Source organism: Salinibacillus xinjiangensis (genome assembly GCF_009649735.1).
GTDB lineage: Bacteria > Bacillota > Bacilli > Bacillales > Alkalibacillaceae > Salinibacillus > Salinibacillus xinjiangensis.
The window spans coordinates 144,437-162,938 of the sequence record NZ_WJNH01000005.1 but is presented as its reverse complement, the minus strand read 5'-3'; the positions used below and the strand labels follow the sequence as shown (position 1 = coordinate 162,938).

Below are 18,502 nucleotides of genomic sequence, written 5' to 3'. Positions count from 1 at the left end.
ATGTTGTGAAGGATCGCTACTTGACGGTATCGGCATTAACGAAATACATAAAACGTAAAATGGAAACAGATCAGAATCTGAAGCAGGTTTATTTAAGGGGAGAAATATCTAATTTTAAACGTCATTCAAGAGGTCATATGTATATGACGTTAAAGGACAATCAATCCAGAATTCAGGCTGTTATGTTTGCAAGCTATAACCGTTTTGTGAAATTTGTACCTGAAAACGGAATGAGTGTCTTAATTAGAGGTGAAATTGGTGTCTATGAACCGTATGGTCAATATCAATTGTATATTCATGACATGCAGCCTGATGGAATTGGCTCTCTTTACTTAGCCTATGAACAACTAAAAAAGAAGCTAGATGCAGAAGGATTATTTGATCCAAGTCGCAAAAAAAGCATCCCTTCTTATCCTGATCACATTGGTGTGATTACCTCTCCAACTGGTGCAGCTATTCGGGACATCTTTTCTACTATTAACCGTCGTTATCCTATTGTTAAAAAAACATTATTACCTGTTTTGGTTCAGGGTGACTACGCGTCCGATTCAATTGTACAAGCTATTCGAAAAGCGAATGAACTCAAGCAATTTGATGTGTTAATCATTGGTCGTGGTGGGGGCTCCATAGAAGAGCTTTGGGGATTTAACGAGGAAAAAGTGGCAAGGGCGATTGTAGAGTCAAGCATTCCGGTGATTTCAGCTGTTGGACATGAAACAGATTTTACTATTAGTGATTTTGTAGCCGATTTACGTGCTCCTACTCCAACTGGTGCGGCAGAACTAGCTGTACCTTCCTTGAATGAAGTGATGGACCGTATATCCGTTATGCAAGCAAGAATTCAACAAGCGATTGAAACAAAAGCGAAAGCCCATAAGGAAAAGCTACAATCTCTAAGACAATCCTATGCATTCCGTTATCCAGTACAGCTATTAAGACAAAAGGAACAGGATTTAGATCGCTTAGTGGAACAACTGCAACGTGTCATGAAGCAATACATCGAGAGAAAGCAAGAACAAAGCATATATGTCAATAAGAGGCTAAGCCAACACCACCCTCAACGTAAAATAGAGGAAACAAAAATTGAAGTGGGACGGTTAACCAATCAATTAAACAAACAAATGACACAGGTGATTCAACAAAAACAAACGACTTTCCAACGCCAAATTGAGAAATTAACGTTGTTAAATCCTTTGGAAATTATGCAAAGAGGTTTTGCGATTCCGTTTGATCACAATCAAACCGTCATCAAAACAGTCGAACAGGTACATCCAGGTGATAAAATGCTTGTAAAACTGAAGGATGGCACCATCGATTGTCAAGTTTGGGGAATAGAAGAGGAGGATTCAAAATGAGTGAAGAAGTAAAGCAAGAGCAAAGCTTTGAGGATGCAATTTCTAAGTTAGAAAAAATTGTGGAAAAGCTTGAAGAAGGTGATGTTCCCTTAGAAAAAGCGATTGAGTATTACCAAGAGGGAATGAAGCTATCTAAGTTTTGTAACGATAAGTTGACAAAAGTAGAAAAGCAAATGGAACAAATTTTGAACGAACAAGGTGAATTTGAGCCGTTTTCTGTTCAGGAGGATTAAACAGTGACATTTCAGGAATATGTTAAACGAAAGCAGTTATGGATTAATGATTCACTAATGAAGACGATTCATTCTCTACACTCCCCACTTAACTTAAAAGATTCAATGTTATACTCTGTTGAGGCTGGTGGGAAAAGATTAAGACCTATTTTAATGATGGCTGCGTATGAAGCGTTTGATGATCTAAATGATAGAGTGGTAGAGCCAGCTGTAGCATTGGAGTTGGTTCATACTTATTCTTTAATTCATGATGACTTACCAGCTATGGATGACGATGATTATCGACGGGGAAAGCTAACTAATCATAAACAATTTAATGAAGCTACAGCCATATTGGCAGGGGATGCTCTGTTAACTGCAGCCTTTCAAGTGATTAGTTCCTCCCCACATATAGAAGCTGAGGAGAAGGTCTTCTTAACTAAAGAATTATCGACTGCAGCTGGTCCTGAAGGTATGGTTGCAGGACAAATGCTCGATTTAGAGGCTGAACGGCAAAGTCTTTCGTTAGAGGATATGAGCCAAATTCATCTTCTGAAAACAGGACAATTAATTCGCTTTGCTATACGTGCAGGCGCTTATCTAGCAGGTGCAAAACCACCACAACTAGAGGCGATCAACGAATATGCGGTTTACTTAGGTCTAATTTTTCAAATCCAGGATGACATTTTAGATGTAGTTGGAAACGAAGAAAAGCTTGGAAAACCTGTTGGAAGTGACGAGCAGAGTGAGAAAAGTACATATCCGAAAATATTAGGACTTGATGGGGCGCGTCGCAAAAAAGAAGAGTATATGGAAAAGGCTTATCAAGCTTTGAAGACAGCGAATGTTAGAGAAGGTATCCTATATGAATTTGTAGATTATCTGGGTAATCGAGATGCTTAAAGGTATCTAGTAATTTGTCAATGAGAATAATTGTAATTGAGAATATGTATAAAAATATGGTATTATAGTAACTAGATAAGGGATGGTGCAGTATTCTAGTCGGTCCTCCGTTCCTGAAGGCGGGCCTAAAAATCCGCCAAAGGGCACATCGATGAAGTTCCTTGTGTCGGCTTGAGGCGCCCAGCCTTGGGTCGGTGCTGGGAGTTAAGGTTGTAGGGCGATCCACAAAGGCATGTGGGCGTTGACCCTACTTCCGCGGAGGCCCATTACTGTGGAATGTTGTTAGTTCAACATGCTACGGAATGGGGTATGAACCTGTGTGATAGGGAGTGGGAAACTCTATCCGCAGCGTAGCCTGCCTTGAGTGGTGTTGAGGGGATATTGGTATAAAGCAACGGAATAGGTGGCCACTATTTTGTTCGCTCGTAACACCAATTGAAATCAAGACTGCAAAAGAGGCTAGGGAACGGTTAAAGACTGTCGAGGAAAACTCCTAGACTGTTCTAATGGACATTTAAGGGAGATTATAGTGCAGACTAAGTGGTAATCCAGTCTAGCTTTCGGAGACGGAGCTAAGATGAATTTAAAGGGGAACCGCCGATATGAGGCAACTCACGGTATTCATTTGGGAAAACCTACTGGACCTAAGCTGCAATTTTTATCCTTTAAATGGCCATCCCTTTATTCTATACATAATGTAATTATTCATAATTGAGGTATATAAATGAGTCAAAATTTAAAGCAATCATTTCGATTTAGTATAGGAATTGCCGTTATCACGTTCGTGTTAGCGGCACTTTTTTCAGTTATATCTTCCATGCTTTTACAGGGGGTAGGCTGGATTTTTGGTGTCCTAATCGTGCTTGCTATTGTACTTATTGGGGTTGTTTTTGATATGTTTGGAATAGCAGCAACTGCCGCAGATGAAGTCCCCTTTCATTCAATGGCCTCTGAAAAGGTATATGGGGCAAAGCAGGCCATTGTCATAGTGAGAAACAGGGAGCGGTTTGCAAGCTTCTGTAATGATGTGATCGGGGATATAGCGGGGATTGTAAGCGGTACCGCTTCAGCAGCTGTCGTACTTCAATTAGTGCTTGGTTTCGGTTATACTGAAGACTCAACCCAACAAATTATTATTTCCATTATTTTCACAAGTGTTGTAGCCGCCTTAACAGTAGGTGGTAAAGCCATGGGAAAGTTTTTTGGAGTGCATGCGTCAACATCCATTATTTTATTTGCGGGAAGGGCAACTGCTTTCCTAGAAAAAAACTTACACATAAAAGTGCTTCCAGCTTTAAAAAAGAAGAAAAAAAGAAATACAAGGTGAAGGTGAGTGATCCTTTATGGATCTAAAACTAATACAAGATCCATCGTTTTTAAAATCATATACAACAGAAGAGCTAGAAGATTTAGCTAAACAAATTAGAGAATTTTTGATCAATCAGTTATCTAAAACAGGTGGTCATTTAGGGCCTAACCTTGGGGTTGTTGAGCTTACGCTAGCACTCCATAAAGAATTTGAGAGTCCTAAGGATAAATTTATTTGGGATGTTGGTCATCAGTCCTACATTCACAAAATCTTAACTGGCCGAACCAATCAATTCGACACGCTCAAGAAGTACCAAGGCTTAAGTGGTTTTCCGAAGCGAATGGAAAGTGAGCACGATATTTGGGAAACAGGTCACAGCTCAACATCATTGTCAGCTGCAATGGGGATGGCAATTGCGCGAGACTTAAAGGGTGAGGATCACTCCATAGTTCCTATTATCGGGGATGGCGCTTTAACAGGAGGAATGGCTTTAGAAGCCCTTAATCATATCGGTCACGAAAAGAAAAATATGACAGTGATACTTAATGATAATGAAATGTCTATTGCCCCAAACGTTGGAGCCTTGCACAACATATTAGGACGTCTCCGTAGTGCAAATAAATATCATTGGGTTAAAGATGAGATGGAGTATTTATTGAAGAAGATTCCAGCTGTTGGAGGTAAATTGGCAACTACAGCAGAGCGGATAAAGGATGGAATGAAATCATTTGTTGTACCGGGCATGTTCTTTGAAGAACTAGGATTTACCTATTATGGACCTGTTGATGGTCATAGCTTTGAGGATTTACTGGAACATATTCGATATGCGAAGAAAACAGAGGGTCCTGTGATTATTCATGTAATTACGAAGAAGGGGAAAGGCTATCACCCTGCAGAGCAGGATACTGTTGGTACATGGCACGGTGTAGGTCCATATAAGATCGAGTCAGGAGAATCGATGAAAAAGAAGCCAGCAGGACCAGCATGGAGTAAGGTTATCAGTGATGCACTAAGTAAGGTTGCTCGCCAAAATGAAAAGGTTGTAGCGATTACACCAGCTATGACAGTAGGTTCTAAACTGGAGGACTTTAAAAAGGAATTTCCTGATCGTTTATATGATGTAGGAATTGCTGAACAACATGCAACAACTCTTTCAGGGGGGCTTGCTACTCAGGGAATGAAGCCTTTCCTATCTATTTATTCAACATTTTTACAGCGTGGATACGATCAAGTGGTTCATGATGTTTGTAGACAAAATTTGAACGTAGTCTTCGGTATTGATCGAGCTGGACTTGTCGGAGCAGATGGAGAAACCCATCAAGGTGTATTTGATATCGCATTTTTACGGCATGTACCGAACATGGTTCTCATGATGCCAAAAGACGAAAATGAAGGGCAACATATGGTGAAGACAGCTATTGATTATGATGATGGGCCTATAGCAATTCGCTATCCAAGAGGTAACGCTAAGGGAATGGAAGTCGATAAAGATTTAAGTCCATTACCGATTGGCTCTTGGGAGGTATTAGAGGACGGACATGATGCTGTCATTCTAACCTTTGGTACAACCATTGATATGGCACTTACTGCCCGTAGACAACTAGAGCAGCAAGGGCTATCAGTACGAGTCGTCAATGCTAGGTTTTTAAAACCGTTGGATGAACAAATGCTAACCGAAATTTTTGAATCAGGACTACCGATTTTGACCGTTGAAGAGCATGTTTTACAAGGTGGCTTTGGAAGTGCTGTGTTAGAATTTGCTGAAGCTAATAACTTATTGGGTCAAACGATGATTAAAAGAATGGGAATTCCTGATCAATTTATAGAACATGGTAGTGTCAATGAGTTATGGGAAGAAATTGGATTAACAACTGACAACATCATTCGAATGCTTAGACAAATGATTCCAAACAAGTTAGGACTTGAACAAGGATGAAAAAAGTTAGACTGGATGTATTACTCGTTGAACGTGGACTTTTAGAAACGAGGGAAAAAGCGAAAAGAACCATAATGGCTGGGCTTGTCTTTTCCGAGCAAGAACGGTTGGACAAACCTGGCATGAAGGTAGATGCTGAAATACCTATAGAAGTCAAAGGTAAAACAATTCCCTATGTAAGTAGAGGAGGTTTGAAATTAGAAAAGGCTTTAAAAGAATTTCAAGTCTCTGTAAAGGGTAAAAAAATGATTGATATAGGTGCATCAACTGGTGGGTTTACAGATTGCGCTTTACAAAATGGAGCCGAGCAAAGCTATGCAATTGATGTTGGGCAAAATCAGCTAGATTGGAAACTAAGAAGTGACAGTCGTGTGATTGTCATGGAAAAGACCAACTTTAGATATGTTACGGAAGACCAATTAACAGAGGGGAAACCTAATTTTGCTTCCATTGATGTTTCCTTTATTTCACTAAAAATTATTTTACCTGTGTTGCAAAAGCTTTTAGAGGATGAAAGTGATGTAGTCGCACTCATCAAGCCCCAATTTGAAGCAGGTAGAGAACAGGTTGGTAAAAAGGGAATTGTTCGAGACCCTAAAATACACGAAGAAGTCCTACAAAAGATGATTGATTTTTGTAAGGAAGAAGGCTATTTAGTAGAAAATTTAACGTACTCCCCGATCACAGGTGGAGAGGGAAATATCGAATTCCTTGTTCATCTTATCTGGAATCAGTCTCAGGATGGACACATCAATAAACAAGTTAATGTCGAAGGTACAGTGAGAGAAGCCCATACGATGTTGCATAAAAAGGATTAATACACCATAGAGACTGCAGACGTATGTAGTCTCTTTTTAACGTTTTACATTATATGGACCTACAAAGAAAAGAGGGTAAGACATGAATAAAGGTCAACGTCATATTAAAATTCGAGAACTTATTACAGAGAATGATATCGAAACTCAGGATGAGCTCGTCACACGACTAAAGAATTTAGGACTCAATGTCACACAAGCTACGGTATCAAGAGACATTAAAGAGCTGCATTTAGTTAAAGTCCCTGCAGCAAATGGGAGGTATAAATACAGCTTACCAGCCGATCAGCGTTTTAATCCCTTAAAAAAGCTAAGAAGACTAATGATGGATGCCTTCGTTAAAATTGATAAAGCTGGTCATTTTATTGTCTTAAAAACGTTGCCAGGAAATGCACATGCACTTGGCGCACTTATTGACAATTTAGATTGGGATGAAATCATGGGTACCATTTGCGGAGATGATACGTGTCTTATCATTTGCCGAACAGAGGACAGTATAGACGATATTGAAAATCGCTTTTTAGATATGCTTTAATTAAATCCACAAAAAATTTGGGGTGGAATACGTGTTAGCAGAATTATCGATTAAGGATTTTGCCATAATTGATGAAATAAAAGTTCAATTTAGAGAAGGGTTAACCGTTTTAACAGGGGAAACAGGTGCAGGTAAGTCGATTATAATTGACGCTATTCAGCTTTTAGCAGGTGGAAGAGGATCTGTTGAATTTGTTCGACACGGTGCTAAGAAAGCAGAAATCGAGGGCTTGTTTTTTCTTGATTCTCTCGACCATCATGCCTATCCAAAGGCAAAGGAGTTTGGTATCGAGATCGATGAGGAAGGGATGTTAATTTTAAATCGAACCATTACTTCTTCTGGTAAAAGTATTTGTCGAGTGAATGGAAAGCTCGTGACGCTAGGTATTCTCAGAGAATTTGGTCAAACATTAATTGATATCCATAGCCAACATGAAACCCAATCATTAATGGATGCCGATAAACACTTAGCCCTATTGGATTTATACAATAAAGATGAAATTATGTATGCTAAGGACGAATATAAGGAAATCTATAATGAATACAAACAGCTCCAAAAACGCTATCGTGAGCTTAGTGAGAATGAACAGAAAATTGCTCAAAGGCTAGATTTATTAAAGTTTCAGCAACAAGAGCTAGAAGAAGCTGAACTTGTTTTAGACGAAGATGTCAAATTGGAGGAAGAAAGAAAACAGCTTCAAAATTATGAGAAAATTTATCAAAGTGTAACAGATGCTTATTATGCACTTTATGGAGAGCAAAAGGGTCTTGATTGGTTGGCTTTAGCCATGTCCTCATTAGAAAACATAAAGGAATATGATGATGGTTTAGGTAAGCGTGCTGATGAGTTAGCCAATCAGTATTACATCGTAGAAGAACTTTCCTTTGAGCTAAGGAACAAGCTGGATGAAATGGAGTTTGATCCGGAGAGATTAAACGAAATTGAGGCACGTCTTAATGACTTAAATCGATTGAAACGAAAATATGGGCAGTCGGTCGCAGAAATGGTGGATTATGCGGCTAAAATAGATGAGGAAATTGAACAGTTAGAAAATAAAGATGTCCATCTTACTAAGCTTGAAAAGGAATTACACCAAAAAGGCCAAGATGTCTTGCTAGCTGCAGAACAGCTCCATGAATTAAGGAAAAAGGCCGCAAAGCATTTGAAAATGGCCATTTTACAGGAGCTTACCGATCTTTACTTGGAGAAGGCTGATTTTGATGTTCAGTTCAATATTGTTGAAGGAACGAACCATGACCCTGAATGGAAAGGTAAGCATGTGAAATTAAATGAAACAGGTATGGACAAGGTTCAATTTTTAATAAGTACAAATGTCGGTGAACCATTAAAAGAGGTTCATAAGATTGCATCTGGAGGAGAATTATCTCGTATCATGTTGGCCATAAAGAAAAACTTTGCTAGTCACCAAGGCGTAACCAGCGTGATTTTTGATGAAGTAGATACGGGAGTTAGCGGGCGTGTAGCACAAGCAATTGCTGAAAAGATTTACTCCATTTCAAATAGCTCGCAAGTCTTATGTATTTCGCATCTACCGCAAGTTGCCTCAATGGCCGATACGCATTTATATATTGAAAAGGAAGTAGAAAAGGATCGGACAATTACAAAGGTTTCTACTCTAACTGAGGATGAAAAAGTTACAGAGATTGGTCGTATGATCTCAGGCACAGAATTAACGGATACAACAAAGGAGCATGCCAAGGAATTGCTTCAGTTAGCAAATGAAATTAAATAAACAACTGTCTATAGGCAGTTGTTTTCCTATACCCCACAAAAAATTACTCTTCCCCAAAACATTTTGTAAATCTGGAAATGTTCTCTTTTATTTCTGTTCTTTACAGCGTTTAAAACACTTCACTTAGGGTCAAATTATAACTACAGTATCATTTTGGTATGGGTTAGAAGCGAGGAGAGTGACAAAGTTGAAAAAGAGAGAAATCATGCGCATCATGATAGGCTTGATCCTCCTTGTTTCGTTCCTGTCTGTTCCATTTATATCTCCTGTTAAGCAGTATAATTCCATCCCTACCGATTTAACACTTTTTGAAAATCAAGGTAGTTACGCTTTACCCACCCTCGCCAACAGCAAAACAACAGTAAAAGGTGGCAATGAAGCAACTGAAGCTTTTTCTAACCAGTTATTCCCTAAAAAAGCAGGAAACAGCAGTGTCATTTATGAGCTTGCTGGTATGCCGGTTAAAAAGGTTGATGTAGAAGTATTAGATGATTTCAAGGTTATTCCAGGTGGTCAATCCATTGGTGTTCGTTTACACACACTTGGTGTACTTGTGGTGGGACATCATCTAATTGAGACGCCTAATGGTAAGGTCTCACCGGGAGAGGAATCAGGTATTCAAGTTGGAGATATTTTATTGGAAATTAACGGGAAGGAAATAAAGAAAGTAGAAGAGGTAGCATCCATTGTAAAAGAAGATGAAGGTGAAGAGCTGAAATTAAAGGTAAAACGAAATGAGAAGACGTTTACAACAACTTTGAATCCCCAATATGATGAAAAAGATAAAAAGTATCGTTTAGGTTTATATATTAGGGATTCGGCTGCAGGTATAGGAACGATGACTTTTTATCATCCCGGAACAAAGAAATATGGTGCTCTAGGACATGTCATATCAGATATGGATACAAAAAAGCCGATTGAGATCCATGATGGAAAACTCGTTCGTTCTAATGTTACATCCATTGATAAAGGTTCTAATGGCATGCCTGGTGAGAAAAATGCCGAGTTTTCCGTAGATGATCAAAGTATTGGGAATATTACACGAAACAGTCCATTTGGTATTTTCGGTGAACTTCACAAGAAAATTGACAACGGAGTTATGGATAAACCAATGCCAATTGCATTATCACATCAGGTGAAGGAAGGTCCTGCAAAAATTTTAACGGTTCTTGAAGGTCAAAAGGTTGAGGAATTTGACGTTGAAATTGTAAGTTCTGTTCCTCAAAAACATCCATCCACAAAAGGGATGATTATTAATATCACGGATGAGGAGTTATTAGATAAAACAGGCGGTATCGTCCAGGGGATGAGCGGAAGCCCAATCATTCAAGATGGTAAAGTAGTAGGTGCCGTTACTCACGTGTTTGTTAATGACAGTACCAGTGGCTATGGAGTTCATATTGAGTGGATGCTCCAGGAAGCTGGAATCGACATTTATAAAAAAGATGGCCAACAAAAAGCGAGCTAATTGCTCGCTTTTTTGTTTCCATTAGAAAGTATCAGACAGTGAGTGACAGTAAACAATAAAGATTTTTCGACAAATGAAATCGAATTTTGTTGAAATTACGTAAAATAATGAGAAAATCAAAGAATAATCAATATAAATACATATTTTTAAAAGTTTTTCCCTGAAAAAAAGGAATTATCATACTTGTGTCGAATATAATTAGGGAGAAAAAGTCAGTAATTTTAGAAAGAGGAGGAACATTTGTGGAAAAGGTTAAAGTTTGTTTAGCAGATGATAACAGAGAGCTTGTTCAATTATTAGAGGGTTATTTCAGTGATCAAGCTGAGATTGATGTAATCGGAACAGCTTATAACGGTAAAGAATGTCTAGAGCTTCTTGAAAAAGAGGATCCAGACGTTTTAATTTTAGATATTATTATGCCACATATTGATGGACTTGCTGTACTAACGAAAATGAAGGAATTAAACAAGGAGAATATGCCTAAGGTAATTATGTTAACGGCATTCGGACAAGAAGAGGTAACAAAAAAAGCGGTGGACCTTGGTGCATCCTACTTTATTTTAAAGCCGTTTGATTTAGACCATTTGAAGGAACAGGTTAAGCAAGTAGCTGGGTTGCCTTCTGTTGTGAAGAATAATCAAGTAAACGTTACCCAGACATCTTCTACGCAAGTGAGCAATAAGAAAATTGATTTAGACGCTAGCATCACAAATATTATTCATGAAATTGGTGTGCCAGCACATATTAAGGGGTACATGTATCTGCGTACTGCTATCTCTATGGTATATAATGATATCGAACTTTTAGGGTCAATTACAAAAGTGCTATATCCAGATATTGCGAAAAAGTTTAACACAACTGCATCCCGCGTTGAACGGGCAATTCGTCATGCCATTGAAGTTGCTTGGAACAGAGGGAATGTTGATTCAATTTCGTCTTTATTCGGTTATACTGTTAATATGTCTAAAGCCAAACCGACAAATAGTGAATTTATCGCTATGGTGGCAGACCGATTGCGTTTAGAACATAAAGTAAGCTAAATTCTATTAAAAAAACCTCTTACTCATTAGTCACATAGTAAGAGGTTTTTCATTACTTAAATAATTTCCTTATTGCTTTACCTGTTATTTTCCCTGAAGCACGTCTTCCAACTCGTTTGCCAATTTTACCCTTACGAATGGCATCCACATCATTCCATATTCGCAGGAATTTATAGATAGTCGATTTCAACCCCATCTTAATCACGCTCCGTTCATAGCTCTTTATACTCATTTTACTGTACATATTGTTTCTGGTTCAATACTTATGTAGGGATAGTATTTGTAGCACGTACATTATTTAATAATAGTAAGAAATATTTCTATTGAGGTGCTAAGAATGAAAGTAAAAACGTATAAAGACATTGAAATGATAAATATAGCTGTTCACCCTATCTTTCAATTCATGTTTGTGAATCTCTTTTATGTGGATGGTCTACTTATTGATTCAGGACCACGGCTGCAAAAACACAAATTGAGCCCTATTTTTCGCAAATGGGATATAGAGCAAGTAGCAGTTACTCATCACCACAGTGATCATATTGGATTAGCTCCATGGCTAATGAAACACAAAAATGTACAAATGTATTCAAGTTACCCCACTCAGAGTGAAGATAAGGTTTTCGGAGCAAAATCGGGATGGACTACTAAAGCCAACCCTTTTCCAAACGTGATCAAAACCCCTAAATATCGGTTTCATCCTATTTCTACCCCTGGCCACACACCTGATCATGTTTCAATATTAGAGCCGAATAAAGGGTGGTTGTTTTCTGGAGATTTATATGTCACCCCTTATCCAAAAGTATTTTTAAAAGAGGAATCGGTATCAGCCTATATAGAATCTTTAAAGAAAATTAAAACATTGGATTTTGATACCCTCTTTTGTGGACATGGAGGAGTTATTCAAAATGGAAAGGAAATGATTGGTCGAAAGCTAAATTATTTAGAAAAAGTGAGGATAGAGGTTTTGCGCTTACACGAGTTGGGTTACAGTGATCGCGCGATTGTAAAAAAGCTTTTTCCAAAAAAAGCACGCATAGAAGTATGGACGTTTGGTTCTTTTTCTCGTCTTCACCTCGTACGTTCCTGCTATCAGTAATGAAACCATACAAAGGTAGGGGAAGAAAGAAAGTGGCAACATAAACAACCTATATAATACGGTATATGGTCCTTTTGTAATTTCTTTTATGATGAAAGAGAGATAACAAAAGGAGGAGGAAATGAATTATGACTACGGTTAAAAGCATTTTTCAAGAGATTAATTCTGCATTACAGGAAGATCCAGGACGTGTAAAGGGGATTGAGGCTGTTTATCAATTTGACTTAGAAGGCGAAGAGTCATCAACGTATCAGCTAGTTCTTAAAGGGGAGGAGAGCTATGCTGCTGAAGGAGATGCTGAAAAATCAGACTGTACCTTAAAAATGTCGACCGATGACTTTAAAAAGATGGTAGATGGGAATTTAAATGGAACACAGGCATTTATGAGCGGCAGATTAAAAATAAAAGGAAATATGGGGCTCGCCCTTAAGCTTCAAGACATTTTATCATCCTACAATGCGGCATCTAAATCTTAATAAACGTCTTAAAAGGGGGAGCAGAAATGATTTCATTTCGTTCTACTGAAGAAGAATTAGCCTTCGTTGAAGTCGCAAAAAACTTAGCTAAGGAAAAAATTCGGCCACAGGCAAGAATATGTGAGCGGAATCAAAAATTAAATGAAGAAATCGTCCAGGAAGTACAAGAATTGGGATTTTTATCACTCGAGTTGTCTGAAGATTGGGACGGTTTGGAATTACCCTTAATTTCTCAGGTGCAAATTTTACAAGGTCTTTGCTATGGTGATTTAGACGTTGTTCAGGGTTTACCAGGAGCGGGTGATGCTGCCTCCTTTATTCGTTTTCTTAATCAACGGTTAGATACGTACAAAACAGATATAGTGGATGAACTTCAGACTGTTTCTTATCTTGATTTAAGTGAGGATTGGGGAACGAACATAGAGGTCAAAAAAGAAATGAACCACTACATTCTGAACGGCATGTCTCAACCTGTTAAATTGGCGGCCCAAGCTGATTATGTTCTAATCGCAGTTATGGATTCAAATGGAGAACCCATCCTATTTTGGTTGGATTCATCCGTTCACCCTTGGCACGTTGAAGAAGGAGATTATCGGCTTGGTTTGCTAACATCCGGTATTGCTCGTTTTACATTTGATCACGTAAAGATATCTACCGATGCTATTTTAGCTCAAGGTAATACTGCCGAAAAAATTATTCAGGACGGCCGTACCAGGGTACGAATTTTACAAGCGGCACGAGAGGTTGGTCTAATGGAAGCTGCTTTGGACTACGCGACTGAATACACAGCAAGTAGAAAAGCATTTGGTCAGGAAATCGCTAAGTTTCAAGGCGTTTCATTCCGCATTGCAAAGATGGCGATAGAAACGAGAATTGTTAACCATTTGGTGTGGGAGGCAGCATTACAAGCGGATCAGGAACATCCAGAAGCGGAAGGATTAAGCTTACGTGCCTTACATCGAGCTCATAAATCCTTGCGTTACGTCACAGACTCAGCTGTTCAACTACTGGGTGGTCATGGTTATATTCAAGAGTTTCCGGTTGAAAAGTGGATGCGAGATGCTCAGGCTCAAGTTACTTTATATGGACGGGAAAGGCAGTGTTTGAAAAAACGAGGGGAGCAAATCATCGCAGGTAATAGAGAGGAAGTGATGGCATGATATCGTTTCAGCTATCCGAGCAACAAAAGCAAATTAAAGAAATGACCCATTGGTTTGCCGCGAATGAAATACGTCCTATTGCAATGGAAGCCGACCGATTAGGAAAGGTCCCAGATGAATGGCTGGATAAAGTCAATAAAATGGGGATTCATCTTAATACCTCTTCATTTAGCGGAGGGGGAGGAGAAGAATCTAGCCGTAAATCAAAAAAAGAAAGAGAAGGAAATCGTATGGGGGTTTTGGCTACAGAACAAATGGCATGGGGCTGTCCTGCCATTACTTTATCTCTTCCAGGTGCCGGGCTTGGTGGGCCACCTGTACAAAGTAGCGGGACTCCTGAACAAAAGGAAAGATTCCTATCCATTTTTACAAAGGAAAAACCAAGGTGGGGTGCCTATGCCTTAACAGAGCCTGAAGCAGGTTCTGACGCTTCAGGGGTGAAAACAACTGCTACGAAGGTTGACGGGGGATATATTTTAAATGGTCAAAAGATTTTTATAACAAATGGAGGTCGTGCATCCTGGGTTGTGGCCTTTGCAACTGTGGATTCTACCCTTGGTCGTGCAGGGCAACGTGCCTTTGTAGTGGAAAAGGGAACACCTGGGTTTAGCTGCACGAAGCTCGTTAAGAAAATGGGACTTAGAGCAAATGAAACTGCTGAGCTGTTGTTTGAAGATTGTTTCGTACCAGATGAAAATTTGCTAGGTGGCGAAAAACTTTATGAAGCAAGTAGCAACAAACCATCAGGATTTCAGGTAGCGATGAAAACCTTTGATAGTACACGTCCAATTGTCGCATCGATGGCTATTGGTATTGCACGTGCTGCCTATGAATATACCTTAGATTTAGTCCGACAAGAGTATCCGAAGGGTGGAGAAACATCTGCTTTAGCAGCTGAAATGCTTGCAGAGGTGGAGCAAAATATTGCAGCAGCAAGACTTCTTACCTGGGAAGCAGCTTGGAAGGCAGATTTTGGTCTACCTAATGCAAAGGAAGCGGCGATGTGTAAAGCGTATGCAGGTCAGATGTCCCTAGATGTCTGCTCGAAATGTATGGAATTACTAGGTCCAATTGGGCTAGATGGGCATTTGGTTGAAAAGCTTTTCCGTGATGTTAAGATTTTCGATATTTTTGAGGGCACGAACCAAATTCAACACTTGGTTGTAGCAAGACGTCAATATGCAGCCTACGAGGTTCGAGTTTAATTACATTTTTCGCAAAGGAGGGGGTAATGTGTCATATCAAACGATTGAAATTGAGTATCGGGATAAAGGAGTAACTTGGATACTGGTTGATCACCCACCTGTTAACGCAATCGGGGAGGAGCTAATGCAGGATTTAGATCAAGCAGCCGAGGAGCTAACGGATGATTCCAATGTGCGAGTTGTTGTCATTACTTCCCGACATCCCAAAATTTTTCTTGCTGGAGCCGACCTAAAAGGAGCAATGCAAAATAGCAGTTCTGATTCCAATGGTGAGGAAAATATTATTGAAAAACAAAGTGCGAGGATGCAGGCGTGTTTTCACCGTTTTGCTACAATGCCAAAACCAGTCATAGCCGCAATCAACGGTCATGCCTTAGGTGGAGGCTGTGAACTGGCGATGGCGTGTGATTTTCGTTTAATGAGCAAGGGGAGAATCGGGTTAACGGAGCTTACTTTAGGTCTTATCCCAGGGGCAGGAGGTACACAAAGAATGACTCAGCTGTTGGGAAGATCCAAGGCTACAGAGCTCATTTTTACGGCAAAGCAGCTCGAGGCAAAGGAAGCGGAGGACATTGGTTTAGTAAATCGTGCTGTTTCAGAAGAACAATTAGAACCCGAAGTAACAGCCTTTGCTGAACAGCTTGCGGAGGGGGCTGTCCATGCAATGGGTCTGGCAAAGCGTGCCATAAATGCTGCTGAACAGCCAATAGCTGAGGGATTAAAGACAGAAGCCAAAGCCTTTGCAGATACCTTTTTAACCGATGAACCTAGCATTGGGTTAGCGGCCTTTTTCCAAAAGGAGAAACCAAATTTTCTTAAATAGATGAATTAGGGGAGGGATATGTGTGTCTTCATGGAACGAATTATTAAAAGGAAAAGTAGCACTCGTAACGGGAGCCTCCAGAGGACTAGGGCGAGCTGATGCCCTCGCGCTAGCGGAAGCAGGTGCAGATGTTGTGATTACAGATATTTTAATCGAATCAGATGAAGCGAATGAACAAGAAGCTGAAAAATACGGTCCCATTGCCCAGGTGATGCAGAGTACGCAGGTCATGTATGCGGATCGAACAGCAAAGGAAATTCAAGAGATGGGCAGAAAATCCTTTGCGGTTAAGATGGATGTGACAGACAAGGAACAAATCAACCAAGTGTTTGAAAGAGTGATAGAAGAATTTGGTAGGATTGACATTCTTGTAAATAATGCCGGAACATTGGATCATGTTTCCCAAATTGAAAATCAAAATGATGAATTTTGGGAGCGGGACCTGCACGTCAATTTGACAGGAGCTTACAACTGTACAAAAGCGGTATGGCCTTATATGAAGGAGCAGGGGGGAGGAAAAATTATTAACATGTCATCTGTTGCTGGAACACTAGGAGGTTTTGGTCAGGCTAGCTATTCGGCGACAAAAGGTGGTTTATTAAGCTTTACGAAAAGCATGGCGCTTGAGGGTGCTAAGCATGGGATTAATGTGAATGCAATTGTACCTGGAATTATAGGGACGGAAGCCTTCAAAATGGGCAATCCAGATATGAATGAACGAATGATCCGTCGTACAGCATTCAAACACCCTGGTGAGCCTGAGGATATTGCCAATGCGATTACCTTTTTAGTCTCAGACAAAGCCAAGTACATCACTGGTGTTGGACTTAATGTATCAGGTGGAATTGAACTGTTTACCTTTTAAGTCGATATGAAAGGAGGTTTTAAATATGCGTGAGGTTGTGATTGTAGATGCGTTGCGAACAGCAACCGGACGAAAGCAAGGGACCTTTAAGGATACACACCCCATTGATTTACTTACACCGATTCTAAAGGAGTTGGTTAGCCGGAATCAAATCAATGCAGCTGACATTGAGGATGTTGTGACTGGATGTGTAACCATGACCGATGAACAAGGTGGAAATATTGGCAGAATGGCTGTATTGGCTGCTGGTTTTCCAGTTGAAGTCCCCTCCTTTTCGTTAAATAGAATGTGTGGATCAAGCCAACAAGCTATCCATAATGCTGCCCAAACTATTTTAGCGGGTGATGCTGATATGGCTATCGCCTGTGGAGTAGAGAATATGTCTAGAGTACCGATGGGAAGTGATTTAGGAGCCTTTAGCGAAGATTTAATCAACCGATACAACATTATTCCACAAGGATTCTCTGCAGAAATGATTGCACAGCAGTGGGAACTGAGTAGGGAAGAATTAGATGAGTTTTCTCTAAAGAGTCATAAGCGAGCGGCTCAGGCAACTGACAAAGGCTTATTTATACGGGAAATACTCCCTCTAAAGGTGAAAACAGCAGAGGGAGAAACCACCTTATCCCAAGATGAAGGTATTCGAAGAAACACCTCGATGGAAAAGCTTGCAAGTCTTCAGCCATCCTTTCAGCCTGATTATGGAATTGTAACAGCAGGTAACTCCAGTCAAATTAGTGATGGTGCAGCGGGACTCCTCTTGATGTCGAAGGAAAAGGCAACCGAACTGGGACTAAAACCAAGAGCACGTATTCTCTCAAGAGTTGTTGTGGGAGAGGACCCAGTAATGATGTTAACAGGTGTAATACCTGCAACCCAAAAGGCGTTAAAAAAGGCTGATTTAACCATTGATCAGATGGATGTAATCGAGATTAACGAAGCCTTTGCATCCGTTGTAAAGGCCTGGGAAAAGGAAATCCAACCATTGCCTGATAGAGTTAACCCTCGTGGTGGCGCCATTGCATTGGGCCATCCACTAGGAGCGAGTGGTGCTCGAATTGCAACTACCTTACTTCATACCTTGGAGGATGAAGGAGGGAAATATGGCTTGCAGGTCATGTGTATTGGCTTCGGAATGGCGACGGCAACCGTCATAGAGCGCTTGTGAAGCACATAAATATATATGGGGAGGGATGACGATGACAAATGAACAACCAAGCTTAAAAGAGGTATTTCAGATGATTGATGCGGCTTTGAAATCGGCGCCAGCTGTTACGGAGGGGAAAGAAGGAGTTTACGAGTTTCATATAAAGGATCACGGTGAAACCTACCAGATGATTATAGATGAAGAAGGTCCTAGAGCCCTCAAAGGTCAAGAAAAGGACCCTCAAGTAACATTAACCATTAAAGAAGCTCATTTTAGAGATTTGGTTGCAGGTACTTTAAATCCAACAGCAGCCTTTATGGGAGGGAAGCTGAAGATTAAAGGAAATATGGGGATGGCGCTTAAATTACAATCCGTATTGAATTCCTTTACGTTTTGAGTTGTCC

At 39.9% G+C, this 18,502-nt stretch carries 19 protein-coding genes; 18 read left to right on the top strand and 1 reads right to left on the bottom strand.

The features are described from left to right. Positions 1 to 5 precede the first annotated feature (5 nt). From xseA to spo0A, 10 genes are all read left to right on the top strand, one after another. Positions 6 to 1,355, top strand: a complete 1,350-nt coding sequence (gene xseA, locus GH754_RS09315) for an exodeoxyribonuclease VII large subunit (RefSeq protein ID WP_323741945.1) — start codon at positions 6 to 8, stop codon at positions 1,353 to 1,355. Then, positions 1,352 to 1,588: an exodeoxyribonuclease VII small subunit gene (locus GH754_RS09310; protein ID WP_153728450.1), complete on the top strand. Its 237-nt coding sequence runs from the start codon at positions 1,352 to 1,354 to the stop codon at positions 1,586 to 1,588. Before xseA ends, GH754_RS09310 begins: the two co-directional genes overlap by 4 nt. A gap of 3 nt (positions 1,589 to 1,591) precedes the next feature. Further along, the gene (locus GH754_RS09305) at positions 1,592 to 2,470 is read left to right on the top strand and encodes a polyprenyl synthetase family protein (protein WP_323741944.1); all 879 of its coding nucleotides are present in this window, start codon (positions 1,592 to 1,594) and stop codon (positions 2,468 to 2,470) included. 724 nt (positions 2,471 to 3,194) lie between these two features. After that, entirely contained in the window at positions 3,195 to 3,797 is a 603-nt protein-coding gene (locus tag GH754_RS09300) for a hypothetical protein (RefSeq protein WP_153728449.1), read from the top strand. A 16-nt stretch (positions 3,798 to 3,813) separates the two neighbouring features. Continuing rightward, on the top strand, positions 3,814 to 5,715 hold the full coding sequence (gene dxs / locus GH754_RS09295; RefSeq protein WP_153728448.1) for a 1-deoxy-D-xylulose-5-phosphate synthase: 1,902 nt from the start codon (positions 3,814 to 3,816) through the stop codon (positions 5,713 to 5,715). After that, positions 5,712 to 6,533, top strand: a complete 822-nt coding sequence (locus GH754_RS09290; RefSeq protein ID WP_153728447.1) for a TlyA family RNA methyltransferase — start codon at positions 5,712 to 5,714, stop codon at positions 6,531 to 6,533. Before dxs ends, GH754_RS09290 begins: the two co-directional genes overlap by 4 nt. 82 nt (positions 6,534 to 6,615) lie before the next feature. Then, a complete protein-coding gene (gene ahrC, locus GH754_RS09285; RefSeq protein ID WP_153728446.1) occupies positions 6,616 to 7,065 on the top strand; it encodes a transcriptional regulator AhrC/ArgR in 450 nt (149 codons plus the stop codon). Positions 7,066 to 7,096: 31 nt separating this feature from the next. Then, positions 7,097 to 8,818, top strand: a complete 1,722-nt coding sequence (gene recN / locus GH754_RS09280) for a DNA repair protein RecN (RefSeq protein ID WP_323741943.1) — start codon at positions 7,097 to 7,099, stop codon at positions 8,816 to 8,818. Positions 8,819 to 9,023: 205 nt separating this feature from the next. Next, a complete protein-coding gene (spoIVB, locus tag GH754_RS09275; RefSeq protein WP_153728594.1) occupies positions 9,024 to 10,286 on the top strand; it encodes a SpoIVB peptidase in 1,263 nt (420 codons plus the stop codon). Between the two features lie 218 nt (positions 10,287 to 10,504). After that, complete coding sequence (gene spo0A / locus GH754_RS09270) at positions 10,505 to 11,326, top strand: sporulation transcription factor Spo0A (RefSeq protein WP_323741963.1); 822 nt, start codon at positions 10,505 to 10,507, stop codon at positions 11,324 to 11,326. Positions 11,327 to 11,378: 52 nt separating this feature from the next. Here spo0A and GH754_RS19430 read toward each other — a convergent pair whose 3' ends face one another. Continuing rightward, positions 11,379 to 11,522 carry a hypothetical protein gene (locus GH754_RS19430; RefSeq protein ID WP_194841322.1) on the bottom strand — a complete coding sequence of 48 codons (144 nt, stop codon included), beginning with the start codon at positions 11,520 to 11,522 and terminating at the stop codon, positions 11,379 to 11,381. Between the two features lie 141 nt (positions 11,523 to 11,663). Between GH754_RS19430 and GH754_RS09265 the strand changes: the two genes are divergently transcribed. The 8 genes from GH754_RS09265 to GH754_RS09230 all read left to right on the top strand — a co-directional run bounded on the left by GH754_RS09265 (position 11,664) and on the right by GH754_RS09230 (position 18,495). Beyond that, positions 11,664 to 12,422, top strand: a complete 759-nt coding sequence (locus tag GH754_RS09265) for an MBL fold metallo-hydrolase (RefSeq protein ID WP_153728445.1) — start codon at positions 11,664 to 11,666, stop codon at positions 12,420 to 12,422. A 128-nt stretch (positions 12,423 to 12,550) separates the two neighbouring features. Further along, positions 12,551 to 12,898 (top strand): SCP2 sterol-binding domain-containing protein, encoded by a 348-nt coding sequence (locus tag GH754_RS09260; protein WP_153728444.1) that lies wholly within the window; start codon positions 12,551 to 12,553, stop codon positions 12,896 to 12,898. A 26-nt stretch (positions 12,899 to 12,924) separates the two neighbouring features. Next, positions 12,925 to 14,058, top strand: coding sequence for an acyl-CoA dehydrogenase family protein (locus tag GH754_RS09255; RefSeq protein ID WP_153728443.1), 1,134 nt, complete (start codon positions 12,925 to 12,927; stop codon positions 14,056 to 14,058). Beyond that, positions 14,055 to 15,263 (top strand): acyl-CoA dehydrogenase family protein, encoded by a 1,209-nt coding sequence (locus tag GH754_RS09250; protein WP_153728442.1) that lies wholly within the window; start codon positions 14,055 to 14,057, stop codon positions 15,261 to 15,263. The genes GH754_RS09255 and GH754_RS09250 overlap by 4 nt, the downstream gene beginning before the upstream one ends. A gap of 28 nt (positions 15,264 to 15,291) precedes the next feature. Further along, the gene (locus GH754_RS09245) at positions 15,292 to 16,086 is read left to right on the top strand and encodes an enoyl-CoA hydratase/isomerase family protein (protein WP_323741942.1); all 795 of its coding nucleotides are present in this window, start codon (positions 15,292 to 15,294) and stop codon (positions 16,084 to 16,086) included. Between the two features lie 22 nt (positions 16,087 to 16,108). Then, positions 16,109 to 16,951 (top strand): SDR family NAD(P)-dependent oxidoreductase, encoded by an 843-nt coding sequence (locus tag GH754_RS09240; RefSeq protein ID WP_323741941.1) that lies wholly within the window; start codon positions 16,109 to 16,111, stop codon positions 16,949 to 16,951. A gap of 25 nt (positions 16,952 to 16,976) precedes the next feature. Next, positions 16,977 to 18,119, top strand: a complete 1,143-nt coding sequence (locus GH754_RS09235) for a thiolase family protein (RefSeq protein ID WP_153728440.1) — start codon at positions 16,977 to 16,979, stop codon at positions 18,117 to 18,119. Positions 18,120 to 18,150: 31 nt separating this feature from the next. Further along, the gene (locus GH754_RS09230) at positions 18,151 to 18,495 is read left to right on the top strand and encodes an SCP2 sterol-binding domain-containing protein (protein WP_194841321.1); all 345 of its coding nucleotides are present in this window, start codon (positions 18,151 to 18,153) and stop codon (positions 18,493 to 18,495) included. The last annotated feature ends 7 nt before the right edge of the window (positions 18,496 to 18,502 follow it).

Bases quoted from the DNA above. Each gene is read 5' to 3' on its own strand.
- GH754_RS09260 (WP_153728444.1), top strand. From the start codon at position 12,551: ATGACTACGGTTAAAAGCATTTTTCAAGAGATTAATTCTGCATTACAG.
- dxs (WP_153728448.1), top strand. From the start codon at position 3,814: ATGGATCTAAAACTAATACAAGATCCATCGTTTTTAAAATCATATACA.
- GH754_RS19430 (WP_194841322.1), bottom strand. From the start codon at position 11,522: ATGGGGTTGAAATCGACTATCTATAAATTCCTGCGAATATGGAATGAT.
- GH754_RS09265 (WP_153728445.1), top strand. From the start codon at position 11,664: ATGAAAGTAAAAACGTATAAAGACATTGAAATGATAAATATAGCTGTT.
- spoIVB (WP_153728594.1), top strand. From the start codon at position 9,024: ATGCGCATCATGATAGGCTTGATCCTCCTTGTTTCGTTCCTGTCTGTT.
- GH754_RS09230 (WP_194841321.1), top strand. From the start codon at position 18,151: ATGACAAATGAACAACCAAGCTTAAAAGAGGTATTTCAGATGATTGAT.
- ahrC (WP_153728446.1), top strand. From the start codon at position 6,616: ATGAATAAAGGTCAACGTCATATTAAAATTCGAGAACTTATTACAGAG.
- GH754_RS09310 (WP_153728450.1), top strand. From the start codon at position 1,352: ATGAGTGAAGAAGTAAAGCAAGAGCAAAGCTTTGAGGATGCAATTTCT.
- GH754_RS09255 (WP_153728443.1), top strand. From the start codon at position 12,925: ATGATTTCATTTCGTTCTACTGAAGAAGAATTAGCCTTCGTTGAAGTC.
- GH754_RS09290 (WP_153728447.1), top strand. From the start codon at position 5,712: ATGAAAAAAGTTAGACTGGATGTATTACTCGTTGAACGTGGACTTTTA.
- GH754_RS09300 (WP_153728449.1), top strand. From the start codon at position 3,195: ATGAGTCAAAATTTAAAGCAATCATTTCGATTTAGTATAGGAATTGCC.
- GH754_RS09235 (WP_153728440.1), top strand. From the start codon at position 16,977: ATGCGTGAGGTTGTGATTGTAGATGCGTTGCGAACAGCAACCGGACGA.
- GH754_RS09250 (WP_153728442.1), top strand. From the start codon at position 14,055: ATGATATCGTTTCAGCTATCCGAGCAACAAAAGCAAATTAAAGAAATG.